At 59.6% G+C, this 20,633-nt stretch carries 18 protein-coding genes; 10 read left to right on the top strand and 8 right to left on the bottom strand.

Annotated elements, in window-relative coordinates; all coding sequences use genetic code 11:
• Nucleotides 1–24 precede the first annotated feature (24 nt).
• Nucleotides 25–825, top strand: a complete 801-nt coding sequence (locus tag AACY31_RS19150; RefSeq protein WP_339482111.1) for a helix-turn-helix transcriptional regulator — start codon at nt 25–27, stop codon at nt 823–825.
• Between the two features lie 387 nt (nt 826–1,212).
• Here the strand turns inward: AACY31_RS19150 and AACY31_RS19145 are convergent, their stop codons facing one another.
• Together AACY31_RS19145 and AACY31_RS19140 are read right to left on the bottom strand one after the other, a co-directional pair.
• A complete protein-coding gene (locus AACY31_RS19145; RefSeq protein WP_339504974.1) occupies nt 1,213–4,233 on the bottom strand; it encodes an EAL domain-containing protein in 3,021 nt (1,006 codons plus the stop codon).
• On the bottom strand, nt 4,221–5,240 hold the full coding sequence (locus AACY31_RS19140) for a substrate-binding domain-containing protein (protein ID WP_339492136.1): 1,020 nt from the start codon (nt 5,238–5,240) through the stop codon (nt 4,221–4,223). Before AACY31_RS19140 ends, AACY31_RS19145 begins: the two co-directional genes overlap by 13 nt.
• A gap of 461 nt (nt 5,241–5,701) precedes the next feature.
• Between AACY31_RS19140 and AACY31_RS19135 the strand changes: the two genes are divergently transcribed.
• Both AACY31_RS19135 and AACY31_RS19130 read left to right on the top strand, forming a co-directional pair.
• Nucleotides 5,702–6,676, top strand: a complete 975-nt coding sequence (locus AACY31_RS19135) for a quinone oxidoreductase family protein (protein WP_339482114.1) — start codon at nt 5,702–5,704, stop codon at nt 6,674–6,676.
• Nucleotides 6,677–6,749: 73 nt separating this feature from the next.
• Nucleotides 6,750–7,202, top strand: coding sequence for a substrate binding domain-containing protein (locus AACY31_RS19130; RefSeq protein ID WP_339504982.1), 453 nt, complete (start codon nt 6,750–6,752; stop codon nt 7,200–7,202).
• Here the strand turns inward: AACY31_RS19130 and AACY31_RS19125 are convergent.
• From AACY31_RS19125 to AACY31_RS19110, 4 genes are all read right to left on the bottom strand, one after another.
• A complete protein-coding gene (locus AACY31_RS19125; protein ID WP_339482115.1) occupies nt 7,097–7,459 on the bottom strand; it encodes a hypothetical protein in 363 nt (120 codons plus the stop codon). The two genes, AACY31_RS19130 and AACY31_RS19125, sit on opposite strands and share 106 nt — an antisense overlap.
• A gap of 471 nt (nt 7,460–7,930) precedes the next feature.
• Complete coding sequence (locus tag AACY31_RS19120) at nt 7,931–9,673, bottom strand: OPT family oligopeptide transporter (protein ID WP_339482117.1); 1,743 nt, start codon at nt 9,671–9,673, stop codon at nt 7,931–7,933.
• A gap of 199 nt (nt 9,674–9,872) precedes the next feature.
• Nucleotides 9,873–10,280: a VOC family protein gene (locus AACY31_RS19115; protein ID WP_339482119.1), complete on the bottom strand. Its 408-nt coding sequence runs from the start codon at nt 10,278–10,280 to the stop codon at nt 9,873–9,875.
• A 23-nt stretch (nt 10,281–10,303) separates the two neighbouring features.
• Nucleotides 10,304–10,729 carry a YciI family protein gene (locus AACY31_RS19110; protein ID WP_339482121.1) on the bottom strand — a complete coding sequence of 142 codons (426 nt, stop codon included), beginning with the start codon at nt 10,727–10,729 and terminating at the stop codon, nt 10,304–10,306.
• A gap of 69 nt (nt 10,730–10,798) precedes the next feature.
• Between AACY31_RS19110 and AACY31_RS19105 the strand changes: the two genes are divergently transcribed.
• Genes AACY31_RS19105 through AACY31_RS19095 form a run of 3 tightly spaced genes read left to right on the top strand, consistent with a single transcriptional unit; the run spans nt 10,799 to nt 12,537 of the window.
• The gene (locus AACY31_RS19105; protein WP_339482123.1) at nt 10,799–10,993 is read left to right on the top strand and encodes a hypothetical protein; all 195 of its coding nucleotides are present in this window, start codon (nt 10,799–10,801) and stop codon (nt 10,991–10,993) included.
• Nucleotides 10,933–11,244, top strand: coding sequence for an ester cyclase (locus AACY31_RS19100; RefSeq protein WP_339482125.1), 312 nt, complete (start codon nt 10,933–10,935; stop codon nt 11,242–11,244). Before AACY31_RS19105 ends, AACY31_RS19100 begins: the two co-directional genes overlap by 61 nt.
• A gap of 48 nt (nt 11,245–11,292) precedes the next feature.
• Nucleotides 11,293–12,537 carry an MFS transporter gene (locus AACY31_RS19095; protein ID WP_339492107.1) on the top strand — a complete coding sequence of 415 codons (1,245 nt, stop codon included), beginning with the start codon at nt 11,293–11,295 and terminating at the stop codon, nt 12,535–12,537.
• A 26-nt stretch (nt 12,538–12,563) separates the two neighbouring features.
• On the opposite strand, the gene AACY31_RS19090 is transcribed toward AACY31_RS19095, so the two are convergent.
• Nucleotides 12,564–14,555: a sigma-54 interaction domain-containing protein gene (locus tag AACY31_RS19090; protein ID WP_339482128.1), complete on the bottom strand. Its 1,992-nt coding sequence runs from the start codon at nt 14,553–14,555 to the stop codon at nt 12,564–12,566.
• A gap of 191 nt (nt 14,556–14,746) precedes the next feature.
• Between AACY31_RS19090 and AACY31_RS19085 the strand changes: the two genes are divergently transcribed.
• From AACY31_RS19085 to AACY31_RS19070, 4 genes are all read left to right on the top strand, one after another.
• Nucleotides 14,747–15,769, top strand: a complete 1,023-nt coding sequence (locus AACY31_RS19085) for a Gfo/Idh/MocA family oxidoreductase (RefSeq protein ID WP_339482129.1) — start codon at nt 14,747–14,749, stop codon at nt 15,767–15,769.
• Nucleotides 15,766–16,557 (top strand): TIM barrel protein, encoded by a 792-nt coding sequence (locus tag AACY31_RS19080; protein ID WP_339482130.1) that lies wholly within the window; start codon nt 15,766–15,768, stop codon nt 16,555–16,557. The genes AACY31_RS19085 and AACY31_RS19080 overlap by 4 nt, the downstream gene beginning before the upstream one ends.
• An 81-nt stretch (nt 16,558–16,638) precedes the next feature.
• Nucleotides 16,639–17,565, top strand: a complete 927-nt coding sequence (locus AACY31_RS19075; protein ID WP_339482132.1) for a sugar ABC transporter substrate-binding protein — start codon at nt 16,639–16,641, stop codon at nt 17,563–17,565.
• Between the two features lie 645 nt (nt 17,566–18,210).
• Nucleotides 18,211–19,143 (top strand): bifunctional 5,10-methylenetetrahydrofolate dehydrogenase/5,10-methenyltetrahydrofolate cyclohydrolase, encoded by a 933-nt coding sequence (locus tag AACY31_RS19070; protein WP_339492105.1) that lies wholly within the window; start codon nt 18,211–18,213, stop codon nt 19,141–19,143.
• A gap of 247 nt (nt 19,144–19,390) precedes the next feature.
• On the opposite strand, the gene arsQ is transcribed toward AACY31_RS19070, so the two are convergent.
• A complete protein-coding gene (arsQ, locus tag AACY31_RS19065) occupies nt 19,391–20,614 on the bottom strand; it encodes an arsinothricin export permease ArsQ (RefSeq protein WP_339482135.1) in 1,224 nt (407 codons plus the stop codon).
• Nucleotides 20,615–20,633 lie beyond the last annotated feature (19 nt).

Raw genomic sequence — 20,633 nt, 5'->3', positions numbered from 1 at the left:
TGCTACAACTAGAGCGATCCGTTTATGGACAAACACCACTCCCCCGCCTGCGCCCGAACCCAGGCCGAGCGTGCCGTTACGCTGACCGCCTTCACGAACCTCGCCAAGGATGCCAACCGTTGCGATTGGGAGCGCCTGCTGAACAAAGTGCTGCGCCAACTCGGCTTCGGCAGCTACCTCATCAGCCTGGGGCCGACAGCAACGAGGGATACCGACCCTCTCGCCGGCCTCATCACCACCTTTCCCAAACACTGGCTGGAGCACTATCGCTGTGACGGGCTGATCGAGATCGACCCGATACTCAGGCACTGTCGACGCGAACTGGTGCCGCTTTTCTGGGACAGCGAGCGACGGCGCGCCCGGGGACGCTCCCGGCACTTCTGGGAGCAACGCGAGCAACACGGTCTGCGCAGCGGCGTAAGTATCCCGCTGCGCTACGAAATGCTCAGGGGAACACTGAGTGTGGCCTTCGACGACACACAGATCACCGAACAGAAGGGTTTTTCCAACCCCGCTGTTTATCAATTGTTCATGCTCATCCCCTACCTGCTCGCCGGAATGCGGCATCAGTTACAACGACCTGCCCAACCGCGCCAGGACCTGACGCCCAAGGAAATGGACTGCCTGTACTGGGCCAGCGAAGGCAAGACCACCTGGGAGATCAGCCACATCCTGACCTGTTCCGAACGCACCATCGACTTCCACCTGCTCAATGCCCGACGCAAGCTGGGCTCGGTAAGCCGCCAGCAGGCCGTCAGTGCCGCGGTGGCCTGTGGGCTGGTCATGCCAACCCTTATCTCGCCGACTTACCGGTGCCAAAAATGAGCACAGACGTGGTCTCCAGGACAGTCCATCCTTAGGAATAACCTGACAGCATATTCAAATCAGCCATGGCAAGCTTGCGACCTGCAGCGCAGGCCCATGTACAGCCGGGCAACCATACCCCGTGCCTGATGCAGAGAAGCTCGCCAGCACCCTGAAACTGCAAAAGCCCCTGGATACCGACGGCTACGTTGACTACCAGCGCCGCCTCGGCAACGGCGCGCCCTGCGAGTGCTCTCCACGGAAAACAAGGACAACGATCTCTATGTGGGTTGCAGCTATGAACGGGATACTTGCTGAGGCCTGGCAGTGAATGACGACGCGCCGGCTCGCTCATGGTTGAATTTGCCCGCCCCGGCCCGAGCCCGGAAATACCGGAAGGCCGAGTCATCAATGCCCAGGCATTGGACGATTTTGGCGTTTTACATCGCGCTTTTGCCTTACCGAATCCGGGCTCGCCATGCGGCTCGCTTGAGGCACCCGGGGCGTACGCAATAACAGACCGATCTCCTGCGCGCTGACCGCTTTGCTGAAAAAGTGTCCCTGGATTTCATCGCAGCCGTTGTCACGCAGGAAGGTTTGCTGCTCCTGGGTTTCGACACCTTCGGCAATGACCTTGAGGTTCAGCTTGTGCCCCAACGAAATCACGGCGGTGGCGATGGCCTTGTCGTTCTCGTTGTCGGGCAGATCGCGCACGAAAGACTGGTCGATCTTGAGCCTCGCGATCGGGAAGCTTTTCAATGCGGCGAGGCTGGAATAGCCGGTGCCGAAGTCGTCGATCGAGAGGCTGATCCCCATGGCTTGCAGGGCCTTCATTTTGCTGATGGCTTGCTGAAGGTCTTGCATGATCAGGCTTTCGGTCAGCTCCAGCTCAAGGTACATCGGGTCCAGTCCGGTTTCCTGCAAAGCATGCAGCACCCGGTCGATCAGGTCCCTTTCGATGAACTGGCGGGCTGAAATGTTCACCGACACGGTGATCGGTGGCCAGCCGGCATCCTGCCATGCTTTGTTCTGCTTGCAGGCGGTATGGATCACCCAGTCGCCGATGGGCACGATCAACCCGGTCTCTTCGGCCTGGGGTATGAATTTGATGGGAGAGACCATGCCGAGCTCGGGATGCTGCCAGCGGATCAATGCCTCAACGCCGATGATCTGGCCTGACTGCAAATCCACCTGTGGCTGGTACAACAGCAGGAACTCGTCGTTGTTGAGTGCGCTTCGCAGCCCGTCTTGCATGGCGAGCTTGCCCTGGACCTTGTTATTCATCTCGCTGGTATAGAACTGGAAACTGTTGCGCCCCAGCTCCTTGGCCCGGTACATGGCGGCGTCCGCATTGCTGAGCAACGTGTCGGTGTCGCTGCCGTCGGCCGGGTAAGTGGCCAACCCCATGCTGCAGGTGACGTGGAGCGTATGGCCGCTGAGTTGAATCGGCCGCAGGATGGCTTCCTGGATTTTGTGCAGGACGGGCGTCACGCCGTCCAGGTCCGAGGGCTGGTCGAACAGGATGATCACAAACTCGTCGCCGCCCAGTCGCACGACGGTGTCGGTACGCCGTACACACCCCAGCATGCGCTGGGCAACGGTTTTCAGCAGCTCGTCCCCGGCACTGTGCCCAAGGCTGTCATTCACCAATTTGAATTTGTCCAGGTCGAGAAACACCACCGTCACCAGCCGGTCGTAGCGCTGGGCATAAAGAATCGCCTGCTTGAGACGGTCTTCGAGCAGTGTGCGATTCGGTAGCCCGGTCAGTGCGTCATGGTCGCCCATATAGCGAATGCGCTTTTCGGTCAGTTGGCGTTCTATTGCAATGCCGGCGAGGGGTGTCGCCATGTCGATCAGTTGCGTCTCGGCCGGGCTGGGGCTGCGCACGGTGTTGGCGTACAAGGCAAACGTACCCAGGACCTTTCGCTCATGGGACAGAATCGGCGTCGACCAGCAAGCGCGAAACCCATAGGGCGCCACGAGTGAACAGTACGCTTCCCACAGTGGATCCTGCTCGATGTCCGTGACGATGACTGGCTCTCGTCGATACGCCGAGGTACCACATGAACCGACGTTCGGACCGATTTCAATTCCGTCGATGAGCTGGCTATAGGCTTTCGGCAAACTGGGTGCAGCCCCGTGCAGCAGGTGCTTGCCCTCCTCGTCCAGCAGCAGGATGGAGACCTTCATGCCCTCCAGTTGGGATTCGACCAGGTGCGCCAGGCTGTCGAGGACCTCTGCAAGCTCGGTGCTCCTGGCGATCAGTTCCAAGACATGACCTTGCCCGGCACGAACGATCGCTTCTTGCTCCAATCGATCGTTTTGCACGGCGAGCCGTTCGGTGGCGATACTCAGTTGGGCCGTTCTTTTCTCCAACTGAAGCCGGTCTTCGAGGAATTGATTCACCGCCCGCGCCATGTTGCCAATCTCGTCATTCCCATGGTCAGCCATCATCACATGCGTTTTGTCCGTGTGTTCCTGGCGCAATTGCCGGCTTATTTCATTCAGGCGCACGAGTACATGGCGGCCCATGAAGACCCGGGTCACAAACCAGGCGAATACCAGGCTGGTGCCCAACATGATCAGCACCCATTGCTGGCTGCGATTCGAGGCCTCGACCAGACGCTGCACCGCTTCGCGATAGTCTTCGGTGTAGGCACTCGATTGCGCGCGGGCCACCGCGACCAGCACCCCGGCCTCATGATTGAGTTGTTCATTGAAGCGCTGCAGGGCGTTGTGCTGGTTGATGAGCGTCTGGCGCAGGGAGAAGAGATCCGGCGTCTGCACATCAGCGTCGGACAACGTGTCTGCGGTGCGTGACAGGCGCTCATATCGGGCCCGCAGCCGTTGCACGGCCTCACCGTCAACCGCCTGCGGCAGATCGAAAAGAAGCACCGCCATTTCCAGGCTGACCCGGGTCTGAGTCGCCGTTAATCGGGCGGTGTGATCCTCCAGCGCTTGCTCGAAGGTGACCTCGGTTTGCAGCAGGCTTTCTCGCAGCTGCGCAACGATGTTGGCGGTATTGCGGAACATCTGACTCGACTGATGCATGTCGAGTATCGCCACGCCACTGTTCGCGGCAGTCAGTTGCTGCACCCGTTGATCGAGGGCTTCAAGCTGTTCGACGGTCGCCGCGTAGCTTGAACGCAGAATGTCGGGGGAGCGGGTTGTCAGAAGCTGGTCGGTCTGGCGTTCGATCAGCAAGGTGTGCTGCACCATGTCTTGCCCATTTTGCATGCGCACCAGTCGTTCATCCGTCAGTAGGCGAGTGGCGCTGTTAGAGGTGCGCAACGCGTAGACCGCTGTGGCGGCGCCTGCCAGGATCAGCAGCGCCAGCGTCAGAAACGCCAGAGTGAATTGTGCGCGCAGCGATTGTGGCAATAGCTGGCGTCCAAACCGCGAAGTCATGTCCAACGTCAGGGGTTCCATTGGTGGCGATAGATGTCTCGATAGCCATTGTCTGGATCGTACTGGAATTTTTTCCCGCCATCGAAGGCGATATTGTCGGCATTGACCAAGTGAATCGGCGCGACGAAGCCGCTCACTGGCTGGCCTGCAAGCAGCCGGTTCAACTCATCCATCACTTGCCAGCCATGCTGGTTGAGCGGCTCGGCCACGGTAACGGTCTGGTAGGTATTTGCCTGTATGCGCAAAAACGCCGAGGCACTGCCGTCACCGGCAGACAACAGACTGATGCCGTCACTGGGTATACCGGCGTTGGTCAGCGAGGCAATCGAGTAGTCGAAATAAATATCGTTGATGGCCAGCGTATGGGTCCAGCGTTTGCCATAGCGCTGAAGCAATTCTTTGGTGATCGCCGGCATCTTCTCGCCACTTTCGGAGATCGCCACATCGCGCACCTCTAGCAACGTACATTCACGACAGGCCCGAATGACGTCTTCCATGGCCTTGGCTTTCGCCATGGCAATGCTGTACTTGGAGTCGGTCAGGATGACCACACCGGCCCGTCCGTTTGACTGCGCCACTGCCGCCATGGCCGTGAGGCGCGCCACTTCAAGCGGGTCGGTCGTGACGTTCATGGCCACCGGTGTGCCGTCAATCGGCCCCGGGCTAGCCCCGGCGTGCCAGCCAACCACCGGTACCTCCTTGCGAGCGAAGCGCAGCAGTGCCGCCTTGTTCTCAAGGGCATCGGAGCCGCACAGGATCAGACCATCGGGGTTCGCTGCCAAGGCATCGGAAAAGGCCTTTGCGCGCCCGGCCGATGAGCCGGCACCATCGAATATCTTCAGCGTCCAGCCCAACGCGTTGGCGGCCTCCCGGGCGCCCTGCGCCACACCGACAATGCCTCCGTTACGCAAATCTTCTGCAACAAGGGCGATGCTCTTGCCCCGCTGGGCTTGCGGGCCGGATTCAGGGCCGCTCCAACGAACGGCGCCGAGGGAGGCCTTGGAAACGATTTCCTGCGCTTGAATCACCGTGACCGTGGGGTTTTCAACACCCGCTGCGGTTGGCAGGTCCTGACCGTATCCGAAGTTCACGGTGAAAAGACAGAAAACCGTTACTGAAGCCATTCGCAATCGCCAGGACCTTAGTAACCTGGGCTCAACCGAACAGGTTCGATCGCCGTATGTGATGGTGTGTCTGGAGCCGGTGGCGCGATCAAAGTCTGGCATGACGTCCCTTTTTGCCAAGAATGCAGTGTTCCGAAAGAATAGTCGGTTCTGCTGCCATCAGGTCCTTTGTGGTTAAAAGTGCGACGCAGGTGATAAAAATCACAGGGATCCGATCAGCCACAGGGGCAACCCACCCACTGATTCAATCAACCGAATGGCTGCACAAGGTGCAGCTATGCCCTGCATATCCAAGGTATTGCCCATGCACTGATCTGCAATCACTCTCCAGTGACACCTGTTTCACATCCTGAGGAGTCGCTGAAATGGTCACTGTCGTTGGTTTTTCTTCCACGGGTGGGCCGGACGTTCTAGAGGTCCGACAAGACGATCCTGCTGCGCCCGGCCTCGATGAGGTGTGGATCGAGCAACATGCCATTGGCGTCAACTACCTCGACGTCACCCAGCGCAACGGCGCGGTTCCCGTCGCCCTGCCTTCGGGGTTGGGCCTGGAGGGGACCGGGTTGGTCGCTGCCGTGGGGGCCGGTGTCACCCACCTCAAAGTAGGCGATCGGGTGGCCTATGCCACCGGCTCGGTGGGTGCCTACGCAAGTGGCCGATTGGTTCCGGCCGGGGAACTGGTGCCACTTCCCGATTCGATCCGTTTCCAGGATGCCGCCGCCGTCCTGTTCAAGGGCATCACGGCCCAATACCTGCTCAAGAGCACTTATGCAGTGGGGTCGGGAATGGTCATGGTGTTGTATGGCGTCGCCGGCGGTGTGGGCGCCATCATGGCCAAGTGGGCCAAGCACCTGGGCGCTTTCGTGATCAGTGTCGTCTCTCGTGCGCAAAGCGTCGAGAAGGCACGTGCACCGGGCTGTGATGAGGTCCTGGTTTTCAATGCACAGACACTGGCGCAGGAGGTGGCTCGAATCACCGATGGCAAGAAGGCCGATGTGGTTTACGACCCGATCGGGCGTGCCTCGTTCGCTGCATCGCTCGATTGCCTGCGCCCGCGTGGGCTGATGGTCTCTTTCGGCGCATCGTCAGGTGCGCCACAAGCGGTCGAAGTGGGCCTGCTGAACGCCAAGGGTTCGCTGTTCCTCACCCGCCCTTCGATTGCCGCGCATACCTGCAGCGTCGAGGAATATCAGGCGCGCGCCAATGACGTCCTGGCGGCACTCCAGGCCGGGATCATCGAACCCGCCGTCTGGAAAACCTACACGCTGGAGAACGCCGCACAAGCCCACGCGGATCTGGAAAGCGGCCGCGCTTCAGGTACTCTCCTGCTCGTTCCCTGAGATGTCCTTGACAAGCCTGGAGACTGTGGGCACGTGATGTGGCGATACGCCTGGGGAACTCAACGATAGCCGCCTGATTGCCAAGCGCCTCGGCGATCATCGGCGCTTTCTTTGCGCGTCTGCTGGCTATATCGAACGATATGGTTGGCCAGCATCACCCACGGAGCTGACCAAGCATAACTGCCTGAGGTTCACGGGGCTGGCGTCTTATCCTGAATGGACGCTTATCAGTGCCAGTGAGCAAGTGACCGTACGCCCCCAAGGTTCCCTCGTCTCCAACGACAGTGAAGCGCTTTTGAGCGCAGCCATTGCGGGTACCGGCATTCTCGGTGCGGGAGAGTGGCTGTTCAGTCGTGCGCCGGCAAACAATGAACTGGTCAGGGTATTACCGGACTGGGAGTTGGGGGCAAAAGGAGGGATCTACCTTATCCGGCCCTCGGCGAAATTCGCCTCCTCCGCCACGTTAGCGCTGAAGGAATGGCTCGAGGGCAAGCTTGTCCAAACGGGCACTGCCAGGTCCTCGTAAAACAGGCCAGCGCCACAATACCAGCCAGTTAAGAAAAACCCTGTGGGAGCAAGCTTGCTCGCGAAGGCGGTGACGAGTGGCATGGTGAAGACAGTTGCTCCCACAGGTTTCATTTCTCTGCGCCATTTCACCGCCCGGTGACGGCCCACCTCATGCACGTCCACATTCACCCCGGATGACGCCAACTTATTGGCACAAAAACCGATGAAATAAAAATAAATTAATGCAGCGACGTTTTCCCGACGCACGGTACCCATGTGCCATTGCTGGGGGTTTAAATCGGAGCCCATCATCCGTAGGCAACCCCGCAAAACGTTTAGTCCGCCGACCTGGACGACAGGAAATATTCAATCGCATCACTCAATGGAGCAACACCGAGATGATGACTGTTTATTTTGTTGTGATGACGATCTGCAGTGGCCCCGAAGGCTGTATCGAGGAACGAAGACCTGGGCCAACCTTTGCTTCCAAGGCAATATGCATGGAGACAGCCAGAGGCATGGCGCCGCACAAAGGCGTGAAGTTCAAGTGTCGCAGCGAACGTACGTGGGTGGTCGAGACAGCGCCAGTAGACGGTTACGACGAAATTGTCTCTACCGAGGCTGCAGGCCAGCCTTAGCAATTTGCGAAACAGGGCAATCGAAGCAATTGCTAAACAGCCCTGGTCGCGAAAATCGTTCCCTGAACGTGAGGGCGCGTGCAGCATTCGAACTTCGATCGTTGCGCCCTCACCCAGTCCCAAGCATCTGCCACAACGACGCCCCCACTCCGGTAATGCTCTCCCCGGCGATCAACCCCGCCGCTGCGGTGATGGCGAAGCGTTCCGTGAGGCTCGGCCAGCGACAGCTCACCAGCCACGTCAGCACCGCACCGAGGGCCATCATCAAGGACACCGAGGCCGGCAAGACGAAGGCCAGACCCAAGGCCGCCGCGCTTGGCAGGTACCGGGCCCGATACCCCGGCAGCAGGCTGTCGAGGATCCCCAGCAACAAACCGACCACGCCGCCGATGAAAATCGCCCAGCGAATGCTCGCTGACAATGAATCCAGGCCCAGGGTCAGGGTTTGCGCGACGGCCTTCCAGGTGGCGACCGCCGGGGCCGGCCACTCTTCGGTGAGCAGCATGGTTTGCGGGTCCGGGATCAGGGTCAGGTAAGCCAACACCCCGACGATGCTACCGACGAAAACCCCCAGGGCCTGGGCGAACAACTGCTTGCGCGGCGTGGCGCCAATCGCCCGGCCTACCTTGAAGTCGTTCATCAAGTCGGTGCACTGCCCGGCCGAACCGCCGGCGGTGTTGGCGCTCATCAGGTTGATCGGCACCTGCCCCGGCGCGACGATGCCAAAGCTCAACTGGGACAATTGTCCGATGGCCCCGATCGGCGGAATGCCCGTGGCACCAACCACCCGGGCGGCCACCGCCGCCAGGCAGACCGCCAAGGGAATGGTCAACAAGGCCATCCACGGGTTGATACCGAACAACAGCACTTGCAGGCTCACCACCAGGATAATCGACACTACGAAACCGGCGGCAGGCCCAGGCTTGGGTATCGTCCAGATCGCCCCGCTGCCCACCTGGGTGGACTGGTGCAATGCCCACAAGCGAATCGCCAACGAGGCCAGGGTCGAGCAGACCATCAGGCTCACCCCCGGCCAAAGCAACCACTCCACCAGCGCCGCGAACTGCGGGCCGCTGCTGCCGTGCGGCAACTGCACCAGGCCTTGCGCCAGCAGCCACGGCGCCAAGCCACCCCACGCCAGCAAGGCACCGAGCAGCAGGGTCAGGCCCACGCGAATGCCAATGATTCCGCCGAACCCCACTAACAACAGCGAAGGATCGGCGGTAAAGGTCAGGCGCTCCAGTTGGGCGCTCGGAGACCAGCGCGGGACGGCCCACATGAAAGTGTCGAGCGCCTTGACCAGCCCGGACAACAACGCGGCGCTGAGCAGCACCTTCAAGCGCTTCGCGGCCTCGTGGCCGTGGTTATAGATATGCAGCAGGGTTTCCAGGGTCGCCATGCCTTCGGGAAATTTCAGCGCCTTGTCATTGAGCAGTGAGGGGCGCAGGTACCAGGCAATCCAAATCCCCAGGAAACTCACCGAAAAGACCCAGGCCACCATGGGAATGGCGTCCAACTGCTGGCCGGTCAGCAACGTGTAGGCCGGAATGGGCGCGACCAGCCCTCCGGAAATGATCGACGCAGCGGCAGAGGCCACGGTCTGGTTGATGTTGCTTTCGTGCAGCGTCCAGGGCAATCGACCCACCGACCGACTCGCCAGGCCTTGCCAGATGCCATACCCCACCAGCAAGGCAATGATCGACATATTGAACGACCAACCGATCTTCAACCCGGCATAGACATTGGAAGGTGTCAGCAGGATACCGAGGACGATGCCCGTACTGACCGCACGCGGACTGAGCTCGCGTTCGACGGTGGCGTTCAAGGGGAATGTGGACGAGATGGGGTGCATGCGAATTCCTTATCGGCACTGAGGCAGCGGCCAAATTCAGACTGATCCCCTGTGGGAGCGAGCTTGCTCGCCACCTCCCACAGGACCACTTAAAACGGCAACTCAATAAGTGAACGCAGTATTGGCGCAAGGTTCACCTGACAGCGACAAACCCTGGAGCGTGTTCACCCGAGGCGTCCACCCATGGGCTGCGCTCGACTTATTTTCCCCCCTCGCAATTAACCATCCAGGCAATCCCGAAGCGGTCTTCAAACATGGCAAAGCGTTCCGCCCAAAAGGTCTGCTCCAAGGGCATGTACACGCTGCCACCTGCACTCAAGCCTTTAAATAACCGCTCGGCCTCCTCCACGCTGTCGACATTGAGGGAGACCGACACGCCTTGCGGCTTGCGAAACGGCTCGCCGGGTGGGCAGTCGGAGGCCATCAGGCTGAAAGCGCCGACGGTCAGGCAAGTGTGCATGACCAGGTTGGGATCCTTGGGCATCCCGGTTTCCTCGGGGGCCTCGGCAAAAGACATGGAAAACAGCTCGCCGCCCAGTACCTCCTTGTACAAGGCGAAGGCTTGCTTGCAGTGACCGTTGAAGGTCAGGTAAGGAATGATTCTCATGGTGGGGTCTCCTGTAGTCGGCTTCACGATTGACCGGACATCTGCGCCCGCAGGCGTTCTTCCTGCTCGCGCAGTTCGGGGGTAAAGGACTCGCCGAACGCCTCGAGTTCGAAGATCTGGCGGATCTCGATTTCACTGTCACTGACCATCGGGTTCGGGCAGCGCTTGACCCAATCGATGGCCTCCTGCAATGACTGGACCTTGAAGATCCAGAAACCGGCGATCAACTCCTTGGTTTCAGCAAACGGCCCATCGATCACCGTCCGGTCCTTGCCGGAAAACTGCACGCGCACGCCCTCGGCACTGGGGTGCAGGCCTTCACCGGCGAGCATCACCCCGGCCTTGACCAGTTCTTCGTTGTAGGCACCCATGGCGGCCAGCAGTTGCGTGCTGGGCATTTCTCCGGCTTCCGATTCCGGGCTGGCTTTGACGATCACCATAAATCGCATGCGCTTATCTCCTGAGAGTGGATGGATTAGGCCGTTCGTGTGGCGGCTCTATGGGTTAATCGAATGGCAATGGCCGAAATCGACAGATCGATGCGATTATTTTTCGAAGGGTTGCATGGCTATCAAAACATGCTGGAAGCGAACTATCGGGACATTCCCGACTTGCGCTTTAAAGTCGAGTTTCTGGTGATCGATCCACCCAAGTGGCAGCTCGCCTGGCATTCAATTGCACGCCAGCTGGGGAGCTCCTGGGGCTTGCGGTGAATGGAGCACGGATCGCCTTCACGGAAAACGTCTTCTACGCCTTCGAGGACGGCAGGATCCGCGAGGTCTGGTCGATTATCGACAAGGAAGCGATCGAAGCTCAGCGCCATTCAACGTCGCGGATGCTCCAGGGCTGCAAGTTTCAACGATCTGTGCATCGTCCCCGCTGGCGCCGCGTCACGGAGCTACCCGAAAACCAAATCCAAGAAGCAATCGTGTCGACATCCATAGTTCGACACACCTCGAAGTGAGGAACCTGTCGATCCCATAGTCTAGGCGCCAACAGGGAGGAGATGGCGATGACACACACCCGTTTTTTTGGAAAAACCGTACTGGCCTGCACATTCATCCTGGCGATTATTGGTTGGGGGATCGGCTTCTATGGGCCGCCGATTTATATGCAAGCGGTGATGGAACGCACGGGTTGGCCGATCGCCCAGGTCTCGGCTGCCGTGACCTTGCACTTTCTCAGCGGCACACTTGTCATCGCCAACCTGCCACGCCTTTACGCACGCTTCGGGATACCCACCATCACCCTGCTGGGCAGCATCGTCCTGGGCATCGGCGTAAACATCTGGGCTCAAGCCAACCAGCTAGGGGGGCTGTATGCCGGCGCCGTCTGCTCGGGTATCGGCTGGGTGACATTGGGGGCGGCGGCCGTTAATACCCTGATCGCGCCGTGGTACATCAAGGAAAGACCCAAGGCCCTGGGCAAAGCCTACAACGGCGCCAGTCTGGGTGGCGTGATCTTTGCGCCGCTGTGGGTGTTGCTGATCGAGCGTTTCGGCTTTGCCACGGCGGCGCTGGTGATCAGCGTCGTCGCCGTGTTGCTCATAGGCGTTTTGGCTTTCCTGGTCTTCAACAAAACCCCACAAAGCCTGGGACAACATCCCGACAATGCAGGCCAGCCGGAACCCTTGCCGATCAGCGCCATGCAGTGGACCGCGATGCAGACACTCAGGTCGGCAAATTTCCGCACCCTGACAGCCGGCATGTCCTTGGGGCTCTTCGCCCAGATCGGCTTGATCGCGCACCTGTACTCGATCCTGGTGGGACGCATGGGGGCGCATGACGCCTCCTTCGCCATGGGGCTGGCCACTGCCAGTGCGATGGGCGGGCGATATGTCGCCGCACGCTTGATGATCCAAGGCATGAACCGCCGACAACTGGCCTGTCTCGGTTATGCCATCCAGATGCTGGGCACGCTGACGCTTCTGGGCCTGGACCTTCACCCGACGATGGCCTGGATGGCCGTGGTGCTGATCGGTTCGGGCATTGGCAATGCCACCTCCTTGCCGCCATTGATAGCCCAGAATGAGTTCAGCCGAGAACAAACCGCCAGGGTGATCGCCCTGATGGTCGCGATCAGTCAGGCCAGCTACGCCTTTGCCCCGGCCTTTTTCGGCCTGGTGCGCGCCCTCTTCACCGATCCGAATCACGCCATCGTCGCCGTCGTGACAGCAGCGGTCGTCGTGCAGGGGCTCGCCATGTTGTCGTTCTATCGGGGCGTGCCCACTCGCCTCTCCAACAAAGCCGCTGTCTGACCTCGCCCCTGACCCTGCGTCACCCGCTAAGAACGGAACGCATCAACCTTGAGTCCAAACCGGCTCATTTTGTTGTACAGCCCACCACGCGACACATTCAGCCGTTGAGCAGCCAGACGGATATTTCCGCGCGTGTCTTTGAGGGCGGCAATGATGGCATTCATTTCGTGGGTGCCAAGGTCCGGCGCCATCCGCGGCTCAGGGGTGCTGTCCCACGTCGATGGTCGCCCTCGCTGCCTGACCTCCAGGGCAAGATCGCTCGGCTCGATCAGTTCAGTCATCGCCAGGTTGGTGGCCCGCTCAATGACATTTTCCAGCTCACGGACATTGCCTGGCCAGTGATAGGCGCCGAGCATCTCTAGCGCCCCTGGCGAAAGGTCCTGCATCGACTTGCGTAGCGACCGGGCACAACGCGCGAGAAAATGCCGTGCCAGCAACGGCACATCTTCGCGGCGCATCCGCAGCGGCGGCACCGTCAGATTCAGCACGTTGAGACGGTAGTAAAGGTCCTCACGAAAGGCGCCCTCGGCCACCGCCTGGCTCAGGTTGCGGTGGGTGGCGGCGATGATGCGCACGTTGACCCGCAGCGATTTTTTCGCCCCCACTCGTGTCACCTCGCCTTCCTGCAGGACACGCAGCAGGCTGACCTGCGCATCAAAGGACATGTCACCGATTTCGTCGAGAAAGATCGTCCCACCATCGGCCAATTCGAACTTGCCTGCCGACCCACCGCGCACCGATCCGGTGAAAGCGCCTTCGACATGTCCAAACAGTTCGCTCTGCACCAAGTCACGGGGAATGGCGCCGCAATTAACCGCCACGAAAGGCCCGCCACATCGGTCGCTGCCATTATGGATGGCCTGGGCGAACAACTCCTTGCCAGTGCCGCTCTCACCGAGGATCAGCGTGGTCGAATCACTGCGACTGGCAATCCGCGCCAAGTGCATTACATCCTCAATCGCCTGCGAACGACCGAGGATGGTTTCGAAGGTGTAGCTGGCCTGGGTGCCAATGATTCGCCGGGTAATTTCCCGGATGCGTCGGTTCTCGCGCAACGACACAATCCGCCCGCCTTGTTCCAGCGGGCAGACCGACACCAGGCAGGCCAAATGGCTGCGGTCGTGCAGTTCAAAGGTGCAGTCCAGGTCACGCACGCCACCCCCACCCGCGAGCAGGACTGCATCGGTTAATTCGCTCTGGCCCAGGCTCTTGAACGGACTGCCGAGCAGGTCACGGCCGACGCGGAACAACTGCCGTGCGTAATGGTTGAGCGCTTTGATGCAGCCCTGCTGATCCAAGACCACCAAGCCCTCATTGAGCACCTCAAGCACTGTTTGTTGTTCTTCCAGCAAGGCTTGCAGCGCCATCTGCCTCGAGACCGCCTCGGCCGCGGCCTGGACAGTGCCCAGCGTATGGAAGTGAAACCAGCCCGGCTCCGCCGTCAAGGTCAACATGCCCAGCGTCCGGCCTTGAGCATCGCGGATGGGCGCGGCGGCGCAATGCATGCGGCGCTGGCGCAGGCCAAGCCCGAAGTTCTCTTCGGCCAGCACATACACCAAACGGTCTTCGACGATCGCCAGCCCAGTGCAATTGGTGCCCTGTACCGACTCCAGCAGTCGACTGCCTATGGGGGTGAGGTCCAGGCCACAGAAATACAACGTCGTGCCTTCGGCATCGGTCAGGTTGATATGGCCCCGGGGGTTATAGGCGAGCAAACCGCGCATGACTTGCGCCGCAGCGGCGATCAGCACCCGGTTGGCTGCCAGTCTCGCGGCCAGGTCAGTAGGCGCGACAAAACGGTACTCGCCATCTTTCGGATCGAGGCCGGCACTGACGCTGCGCAACCAGGACTCCCAAATCACTCGGCGGATCCCGACAGGCCGATCGATAGCCCCCTGCAAGCACGCTTGCCAGGCCTCATCCAGCGCAGTGCCTGGCCCTTCATTCAACGACGCGGGGCCAAGCGTGGTGAGGTAATCGCGGTCTTCGGCACTCAACGGTGCAGGTTGCTGATTCATTATCCGGCCATGTTCATATTTTCGACATGTCAGTATAGACATGTCGCCTAAATGAACATGACTTTAAATAGCAGCGAATAAAACCCTTTAATATCAATTGTTTAATTATTGGCACAGCGCTTGCTCCTGCCTGGACAGACGAGGACATTCTTACCGCCGAGTCGTAAAAACAATAAAGGGAGTTCAAGTTCATGAGCACATCCAAGACCCTTCGCCTTGGCCTCATCGGCGCCGGCCGCATGGGCAGTTTTCACGGTCTGACCGCCGCCCGACACATCCCCGGCGCCTGCCTAGCCGCCATCGCCGACCCGACCCCCGGCCAAGCCGCACGCTTGGCGGCAGAACTGGACGTGCAGAAGGTCTATACCGACCCACAGCAATTGCTCGATGACCCGGACATCGACGCCGTGCTGATTGCCGCCCCGGCACGCAGCCATGCCGAACTGGTGATCAGTGCGGCCCGGGCCGGCAAAGGGGTGTTCTGTGAAAAACCGATGGCCATCACCCTGGACGAAGCTGACCGCGCCATCGCCGCCGCTGCCGATGCACGGGTGACGCTACAAGTCGGCTTCAACCGTCGCTTTGCCAAAAGCTTGCGCACCGCTCATCTGGACGTGGTTGCTGGCCGGATCGGTACGCCACAACTGCTGCGCTCGCTGACCCGCGACCCGGCGCTGAACAACCCGGCCGCATCGCCACAATGGGTGATCTTCCTGGAAACGCTGATCCATGACTTCGATACCCTGCGCTACCTGAATCCGGGCGCCGAAGCGGTTGAGGTTTTTGTGATGGCCGATGCCCTGATCGCACCGGCCTACAAGGACAAAGGGTTTCTCGACACAGCGGTGGTCACCCTCCGTTTCGAGAACGGCGCCATCGCCACGGCCGAGGCCAATTTCCAAGCCGTGTATGGCTACGATGTCCGCGGCGAAGTGTTCGGCAGCGCTGGCATGCTGACCATGGGCAACGTCAACGACTCTGACTTGCTGCGCTACCTGGCCAATGGGGTCCAGGCCGACACCCAACGCATGGACACCGACTTGCTGCGTGATGCCTATGTGGCCGAGCTCAACCACTTCGTCAGTTGCGTGCGCAGCGGCGAAAAACCTCTGGCCAGCGGTGAAGATGCCCGGGCGGCACTGGCCATTGCCCGCGCCTGCATCGAGTCCTTCCAACAGGGCAAAGCGGTGCATGTGCAAGGAGCTCTTTCATGAGTGTTACACCGTTCAAACTGGCGATCAGTGCCGAGATGGTCTTTCTCGACCTGTCCTTCACCGAGCGGGTCAAACGCATCCATGCGCTGGGCTTCGGCGTCGAGATATGGAACTGGACGACCAAAGACATTCAGGCCCTCGTGGCGACTGGCGCGGACTTCACCTCCATGACAGGCTACATCTCGGGCAACCTGACCGATCCCGAGGGCATCCAGCAACTGCTCGACAGCGCCCAGGAATCCCTGGCGGTCGCCGCTCAATTGGGCTGCCCCAGCCTGAACCTGCATGGCACCGGCCTGAGTGACCTGGGATTGCCGGTCAAACCTGTTGCCCAGACCACCGGCCGCATGTGGTTGAGCGCCTGCAAGACGCTGGAAAAAATCGCCCGCCTGGGCGAGGACGCGGGTCGGGTTTTCCTGCTGGAAAACCTCAACACCGAAGTCGACCACCCGGGCACGCCGTTCGCCCGCTCTGACGACACCCTGGCGTTGATCGAGGCCGTGGGCAGCCCGCACCTGAAGATGAACCTGGACCTCTATCACGCACAGATCGGCGCAGGCAACCTGATCGAACTGATCCAGCGCGCTGGCAGCGCCATCGGCGAAATCCAGGTCGCCGACGTCCCGGGGCGCATGGAGCCCGGCACCGGTGAGATCCATTATCCCGCCATTGCCAGAGCCCTGTTCGGCATGGGATACAGCGGTGTCATCGGCCTAGAAGGCTGGGCCAGCGGTGACAGCGAGGTCGCGCTTGAGCGTTTCAGGCAGGCCTTCACGCTTGATGGATAAAGCTCGCGTCGAATTCACAACATGCGGCAGATTTTCATCTATTGGTGACGTACAACTCATAACAACAAAAGGAAAACCATCATGCGTCGTTGCACACTGCTTTTCGCCACCCTGCTATTGCTCTTCAGCCAATGGGCCGCCGCCGACTATCGCATCGGCGTCAGCATCGCCAGGGTCGACGACAACTTCATGACCTACGTACGTAACGGCCTGGACGAGGCCGCGAAAAAGGAAAACGTGCAGATTCAGTTCGAGGACGCCCAAGGCGATGTGGTGCGCCAACTCAACCAGGTCCAGGGCTTTATCAACCAGCAAGTGGACGCGGTCATTGTCCTGCCGGTGGACACCTCCGCCACGCCCAACATCACACGCGCCGCGGTCGAAGCGAAGACCCCGCTGGTCTACGTCAACCGCCACCCGGACCAGCGCAACTTGCCCAAAGGCGTCGTCACCGTGGCGTCCAATGACATTGAGGCCGGACAACTGCAAATGCGTTACCTGGCCGAAAAGCTCGGCGGCAAGGGCAACCTCGCGATCATCATGGGTGACCTGGCGCAAAACGCTACCCACGACCGCACCGAAGGCGTCAAACAGGTGCTCAAGGATTATCCCGGGATCAAGATTGTCGAGCAGCAAAGCGCCGAGTGGCAGCGCAACAAAGGGATGGACCTGACCAGTAACTGGCTACTGGCGGGCAGCCGTTTCGATGCCATCGTCGCCAACAACGATGAGATGGCCATCGGTGCGGCCATGGCCTTGCAGCAGGCCGGCAAAGCCAAGGGTGAGATCGCGATTGTTGGCATCGACGGCTTGCCTGATGGCCTGGCGGCGATCAAGCGTGGGATGCTGGTCGCCTCGGTGTTCCAGGACCCCAAGGCCCAGGCGACCAGCGCGGTACAGGCAGCGCTCAAGATGATCAAGGGAGAGCCCGTGGAAGCGGACGTCTGGGTGCCCTTTCAGTTGATCAAGCCTGAGCAATTGGCGGTGTTTGAACAACATTACAAGTAGCGACACGCTCGACACTTCGCCGCGATCCCGGCCTGGGGTCAGCGGCGACTCCGTTTTCCTGCCGTTATACCCCCCGGCCCATGATACGTCCGGAGAAGTGATCGCCGATCCCTGGGCTGTCCGGTTGGTCGCTGATGGCCGGCGGTCTGTTCATGGCGACGTGGTCCACCTAGGCTTCGAAACGGCGGTGTGCTATACCCGGGAATTCAAAGACCCAAGCGCGACACGTTCAAGGCGATTTTTTAGGCGGGCCTACTGTGCATCCTGGCATTCACCCTGGCGTTCCAAGGCAGCCTGGGGCCCGGTCAACGGGCGACACCGGCCGTACTGGACGTCAGCGGTGCAGGGGTTTCATCGGCGCTCTACAGTGGCCTGTTATCGCCAGCGAACTACAGCCCCAAGGGCGTCGGCCAAGTGATGGCGAACAGGATCGGCGGCGGCAAACGGGTCGCCAACACCCTGCTGCTCAGGTGTTGCTGATGTGCCGATATCTGGGGCACAGGAACCCTGATCGCCGGTGTTCTTGTGGTGTACGGCTGCCATCAATTGGTAGTCTGAGCCCCCTTGCCTGCAGAACGCGGATAAATCATCGAGGCGCAACGACGCCTCGGTGATTATTTCGGCCCTCTATCCATCAAGACAACGGTGACTCTTTTGATCAGCACCATCCCCGCACTTGCCCGCGACATCGACGGCAAGGCCATCTCCGCCCGGGTTCTCGACGAGGTTCGAGAAGAGGTTCTGACCCTGGCGCAGCAGCACATTTACCCTGCTCTGGCGGTCCTGTTGGTGGGTGAAGACCCGGCCAGCGAGGTTTACGTGCGCAATAAGCTGCTGCGAGCCAAGGACGTCGGCATCCGTTCACTGGAGTACCGTATGGCAGAAAACACCCGCCAGCACCAGGTGCTGGAACTGATTGCCCAACTGAACGCCGATGCCACGGTGAACGGCATTCTGGTGCAATTGCCATTGCCGGGGCATATCGACGAGGCGGCCGTCATTCATGCCATCGACCCGATCAAGGACGTAGACGGCTTCCATCGCGAAAACGTCGGCGGTCTGGTGCAAGGCATAGAAGTTCTTACCCCCTGCACGCCCAGTGGCTGCATGCGTCTGCTGCAGGAAACCTGTGGTGATGTGAGCGGCCTGCACGCCGTGGTCGTTGGGCGTTCGAACATCGTCGGCAAACCCATGGCGACTCTGCTGTTGCAAGCTCACTGCTCGGTCAGCGTGGTGCACTCACGCAGCATCGATGCCCCGGCCTTGTGTCGACTGGCCGATATCGTTGTCGCGGCGGTAGGCCGTCCAGGGCTGATCGATGCCAGTTGGCTCAAGCCTGGGGCGGTGGTGATCGATGTCGGGATCAATCGTATTACCGACGAATCTGGCAGCCATCTGGTGGGCGATGTCGACTATGCCAGCGCGCGTACCGTCGCCCGCGCAATCACGCCGGTACCCGGAGGTGTCGGACCGATGACCATTGCTTATCTGCTGAAGAACACCCTGATCGCCAGCCAGTTGCAGCACGCGGCCCAGGCCCGTAGGCAGGCATCTGCCAGCCATCTGTCTGTGAGTTGAGCACAACGCATACGGCTCGCTCGATCAACCAACGGCGCATCAAATCCTGCATCGATTAGTGCTGTGACCGCAGATATCTCGGTAAGTGGCTGACAACCACCTTCAAATGTTGTCGCCTCTGCTACTTTCATTTCCATGCCCCCGCTCAATAGAGGTGAATATCCATACAGCTCATGCATTGCAAGTAATTTTCGGCACAGGCGTACGTGCTTCCTAACAAGATCAGGAAGCAGTACTTATTCATTCACTAGAAAGACAGGGCAGTTATCACACACAAGGCACAGAGGCCTATAAAAGCCTGGAAGATCGATGCGCCTGTTATTGTTTTTACATAATTTATAGTACTGCCATTCGCAAATGCATCATTTCGCACTAACCAGTAAAAACTGTCATTCGGCAAAATGGCTACAAACGATCCCAGGCAGATCGCATACACAACAGGTATCAAATCTATTCCTGTGTTAGCCAACACAGGAGCGAGGATGGGAGGAAGGGCTGAAAATGTTGCCAAGGATGATCCATTGATCACCTTGAAAATAGCCGCAACTGAAAACAATCCGATCAACATTAGCGATGCTGACTTTGCACCTGTAACGATCTCGACGGCATATCCAGCAGGTACAACACGCGCAAGCATGTGCCCTAGCGCGGACGCGCAACCAATTATAAATAGAAGATTCGCTGTTCTCCTGATTGTGGAATCTAACATCGGCTTACGGTGTTCTTGCTTGGTCAGCAGATAAGCCACAATAGCCGAGGTCAGAAGCGCACCGGCTGGAGCGGTAAAAAAGCCTATGACCGGAACAGCGGAGAGTTTACCGAAGTACCCAATGAACAAAAGCGCAAATAGCAGTGCGAGAGGAAACAGCAGCCTAGACGAACTGGCCCACTGAAAGCCCCTACCCTCGCTCGGCGAGGCTTCTACGGCATCTGAATGGTCGCCTACCAAGCGGAGCCAAATCATGCCAGCCACAAAAGTCGTCACCATCAAAATTAGACCCAGCACAATCAATCGGTGATCTTCGACGTTTGCCCCCACACCGAGGCCGATTATCAGCGGCCCGGCAGGTATCAACAACTTGAAGCCACTGTAGCTGCCGACCGCAATCGCAGTTCTATAACGACCAGCCAGCGGAGATAGCGCCGCATATGCGGTGTCAGGGCATACCATCCCTGCCCCCATCAACGGAGACATTACGACCCCTGCCTTACCGAGGTAAATATCCTGTCCATGACTTAACCAGGCAGCAAGGTAGAACGCGCTGAGAAGTACAATGCAAAAGTAACCGAGGTTATTCCCATACCCTGTGATCAACACGGAGACTATTTCGCTGTTCCCCAGCCCGCCCACGAGCCCTAGAGCGACAGTCAACACGATCATAAAAACAGGGAACGGAAGGGAGAAAGCCTTGACTATCGAGCTACGCATTGAGGTGGGTGCTGACGGGGAACTGAGTTCCAATTCGGACATGGTCGCTTCCTTGCACGAT

Source organism: Pseudomonas sp. RL_105y_Pfl2_101, from assembly GCF_963970585.1.
Classification (GTDB): Bacteria; Pseudomonadota; Gammaproteobacteria; order Pseudomonadales; family Pseudomonadaceae; genus Aquipseudomonas.
Note: the sequence above shows the minus strand (reverse complement) of the source record. Positions and strands in the feature narration are given on the sequence as shown.